Origin of the sequence: Arthrobacter sp. H41 (assembly GCF_000520535.1) — a bacterium.
Taxonomy (GTDB): domain Bacteria; phylum Actinomycetota; class Actinomycetes; order Actinomycetales; family Micrococcaceae; genus Arthrobacter_D.
Genome location: NZ_KI914819.1, coordinates 98,716 through 102,443, shown reverse-complemented (window position 1 = coordinate 102,443; position 3,728 = coordinate 98,716). Strand labels below are relative to the sequence as shown.

The 3,728-nt window shown below is 66.7% G+C and carries 5 protein-coding genes; all 5 read left to right on the top strand.

The genetic code is table 11. From position 1 onward, the window contains the following. Positions 1-777: galactonate dehydratase (gene dgoD, locus Y705_RS21430; RefSeq protein ID WP_081738061.1), on the top strand; the 777-nt coding region annotated here is incomplete at its 5' end. A 55-nt stretch (positions 778-832) separates the two neighbouring features. Next, a complete protein-coding gene (locus tag Y705_RS0113455; RefSeq protein ID WP_253908622.1) occupies positions 833-1,273 on the top strand; it encodes a beta/alpha barrel domain-containing protein in 441 nt (146 codons plus the stop codon). Continuing rightward, complete coding sequence (locus Y705_RS23265; protein WP_253908621.1) at positions 1,197-1,469, top strand: beta/alpha barrel domain-containing protein; 273 nt, start codon at positions 1,197-1,199, stop codon at positions 1,467-1,469. The genes Y705_RS0113455 and Y705_RS23265 overlap by 77 nt, the downstream gene beginning before the upstream one ends. Further along, on the top strand, positions 1,466-2,434 hold the full coding sequence (locus Y705_RS0113450) for a sugar kinase (RefSeq protein ID WP_253908620.1): 969 nt from the start codon (positions 1,466-1,468) through the stop codon (positions 2,432-2,434). The genes Y705_RS23265 and Y705_RS0113450 overlap by 4 nt, the downstream gene beginning before the upstream one ends. A 26-nt stretch (positions 2,435-2,460) precedes the next feature. Further along, positions 2,461-3,690, top strand: coding sequence for a D-mannonate dehydratase ManD (manD, locus tag Y705_RS0113445; RefSeq protein WP_026533234.1), 1,230 nt, complete (start codon positions 2,461-2,463; stop codon positions 3,688-3,690). The last annotated feature ends 38 nt before the right edge of the window (positions 3,691-3,728 follow it).

The following is a 3,728-nucleotide window of genomic DNA, read 5'->3' as shown; positions in this document are numbered from 1 at the left end:
GAGCCCGCCGAGATCGCCGACGCGGTCGAGGCCCAGATGGCAGTGGGCCTGACGGCGGTCAAGATGAACGCCAGTGGCCGGATGAGTCCGCTGGGCAGCGTCGCCGAGATCGACGAAGTGGTGAAGCGGGTCGCCGCCGCGCGCGAGGTCCTTGGACCTCACCGTGACGTCGCCGTCGACTTCCACGGCCGCTTCACCCTCGCGAACACCCGCAGGGTAGCGCCGTTGCTCGAGCCCCTGCGGCCCCTGTTCCTCGAGGAACCGACGGTACCCGAGAACTCGCACCTCATCGGCGGGCTCACACGGTCAACGTCCATCCCCGTCGCCACAGGTGAGCGCCTGTACAACCGGCAGGAGTTCCTGCCGGTGCTGCAGGCCGGAATTGCAGTGGCCCAGCCGGACCTCTCACACGCGGGAGGCATCACCGAGGTGCGGAAAATCGCCTCCCTCGCGGAGATCTATGACGTCCAGCTGGCACCGCACTGTCCGCTGGGGCCGCTGGCGCTCGCGGCTTGCCTGCAGGTCGGGTTCGCCACTCCGAACTTCCTGATCCAGGAGCAGAGCATCGGCATCCACTACAACCAGGGCGCCGAAGTCCTTGACTACGTGCTGGACAAGACGCCGCTCAGGTTCATCAACGGCTCCGTGGAACGGCTCACCGCACCGGGCCTTGGCATCGAGATCGACGAAGCCGCCGTCCGCCGGGTGGACAAGGCCGGGCATGCGTGGCGGTCACCGATCTGGCGGCACGACGACGGCTCCTACGCCGAGTGGTGACGCACCGTATCCATCGACTTCCCGGCGATCGCCGCCCCTTCGAAAGGACACCCGCATGACACCCGAGGAGTTTCTCGGTGGAATGGGCAACGCCAAACTGCTCGCCATCATCCGGGGGAGTGAGGCCCAGGCGGCGGTGCGCACCGCCGTCGCTCTTGTGGAGGAGGGATTCCGATATCTCGAGGTCTCCCTCAATACGGTGGAGGCCGCCGACGTCATTGCAGCCATCCAGCGTGAGGTGGGCGCAGCCGCCTTCATCGGCGCGGGAACGGTCCTCACCCGCGACGACGTCGCGAGGGTCGCCGCAGCCGGTGCCCAGTTCATCGTGACCCCTGCGATCGCGCCGTCGGTAGCCGCGGCTGCCCGGCTGGATCTGCCCGTCCTCGCCGGTGCTGACCCCGACCGAAGTGTATTCGGCCATGGATCAGGGCGCAGCAGCCATCAAACTCTTCCCCGCGTCCCTCGGCGGACCGAGATACCTCTCGGCACTCCGTGATCCCTTCCCGGACATTCCCTTCGTGCCGGTGGGTGGCGTCGACCAGGGTGCTGCCGTGGACTATCTGTCCCGCGGTGCACTCGGCGTCGGCATCGGATCCCCGCTCATCGGGGATGCGGCCTCCGGCGGTGACCTTCCGGCCCTGCGCTCGCGAGCCCGGCAGTTCCTCTCGGCAGCCGAGGGGCTCCAGCAGTGAGTGCAGCTCTTTCGCAACTGATGCCGGTTGATGTACTGACCTTCGGGGAAACGATGGGATCCATTCGTTCCGCAGGCCTGGTCCGGCTGGGTGGCAGCATGTCGATGTCCCTTGGCGGAGCCGAAACGAACGTGGCCATCGGTCTCGCGCGGCTCGGGCACTCCGTCCGGTGGACGGGACGACTGGGCGACGACGAGGTGGGCGCATTCGCCCTGCGTTCCCTGCGTGCCGAGAACGTCGCCACCGACGCCGTCGTCATCGACGCCGAAAGAACCACCGGGCTGATGCTGCTCGAAGCCCGTTTTGCAGGGGTGTCGAGGGCGCTCTACTACAGGTCGTCGTCGGCGGGATCAGCACTGACCAGCAGGGACCTCGAAGCGTCCCTCGACGCCGCGCCGCGAATCCTCCACCTCAGCGGCATTACACCTGCACTATCGCCGGCGGCGGCCGAGGCCACGCTCTGGGCAGCCTCCGAGGCGCGGAAACGCGGAATCCTTGTCTCCTTCGACGTCAATTACCGCGCGAAACTGTGGGATGCCGCCGCTGCATCAACCGTTCTGACACGGCTTGCCGGATACGCCGACATCGTCATCGCTTCCGATGACGAGCTTTCGCTGGTTTCAGCCGGCATTGATGAGGAGTACGCCGTGAACGCCCTGCACGGAAGGGGAGTGCGTGACGTGATCATCAAGCGTGGTGCGGAGGGCGCGACAGGCTGGTCCGAGGGGGCAGTGGTTCATCAGGATGCGCTGCCCGTTGCCGCCGTGGACACCGTCGGGGCGGGAGACGCCTTCACCGCCGGCTATCTGTCAGCGCTCCTTGACGGGGAGGCCATGGTGGCGCGCCTTCGCCGAGGCGCAGTCCTGGGGGCTTTCGCGGTGGCGGCGAGCGGTGACTGGGAGAACCTTCCGACCCGCAGTGAACTTGCTCTGGCGGACCGGACCGCCGGCAGCACCATTCGTTGACACCACCCACGCTGAAGGAGAACGCCGTGAAGATCACGAGTGCCGAAGTCATCGTCTCAAGCCCGGACCGTAACTTCGTGACCCTGAAGATCACCACCGAAGAGGGCATCACCGGACTGGGTGATGCGACGCTCAACGGGCGTGAGCTGGCCGCTGCCGCCTACCTCGAGCACCACGTGGTTCCGCTGCTCATCGGCCGTGACGCGCATCGGATCGAGGACACCTGGCAGTTCCTCTACCGCGGTGCCTACTGGCGGCGGGGTCCCGTGACCATGGCAGCCATTGCCGCGGTCGACGTCGCGCTCTGGGACATCAAGGCGAAAGCCGCAGGGATGCCGCTCTACCAGCTCCTGGGAGGAGCGAGCCGCACAGCGGTGCGCGCCTATGGCCACGCCAGCGGACGCGACATTCCGGAGATCATCGACTCGGTCCACGAGCACCTCGCCCTGGGTTACAAGTCCATCCGCATCCAGACGGCAGTGCCGGGGATCGACGCCGTCTACGGTGTTGCCGCCCAGCCCAGCGCCGGCGGAACACGCTACGACTACGAGCCGGCGCAGCGTGCCGCCCTCCCGGCGGAGGAGGACTGGGACACCCGCGCCTACCTGCGGCACATCCCCACCGTGTTCGAAGCGGTACGCAACGAATTCGGGCCGGAGCTGCCGCTGCTTCACGATGGGCATCACCGCATGACGCCCATCGAGGCCGCGAAGCTGGGCAAGTCGCTTGAACCCTACGACCTGTTCTGGCTCGAGGACTGCACCCCCGCCGAAAACCAGGATGCGCTGAGGTTGGTTCGACAGCACACCACCACGCCCCTCGCCATCGGCGAGGTCTTCAACACGGTCTGGGACTACCAGGCGCTCATCCAGGAACAGCTCATCGACTATGTGCGCTCCGCCGTGACCCATACGGGCGGCATCAGCGCCATGAAGAAGATCCTCGACTTCGCGGCGCAGTACCAGATCAAGTCCGGCATCCACGGGCCCACCGACATCTCACCCGTCGGCATGGCCGCCGCGTTGCACCTGGACATGGCGATCCACAACTTCGGCATCCAGGAGTACATGCGGCACGGCGACCTCACCAACGAGGTCTTCGAACAGTCCTTCACCTTCGCCGACGGGCATCTGCACCCTGGGAACCAGCCGGGCCTCGGCGTCGAGCTCAATATGGAGGCCGCTGCCGCCCATCCCTACAATCCGGCTTACCTGCCGTTCAACCGTCTCAAGGACGGCACGATCCACGACTGGTAGGAGAGGCCCTGCTGCGCGCGGCTCCCGGTGCGCGGACG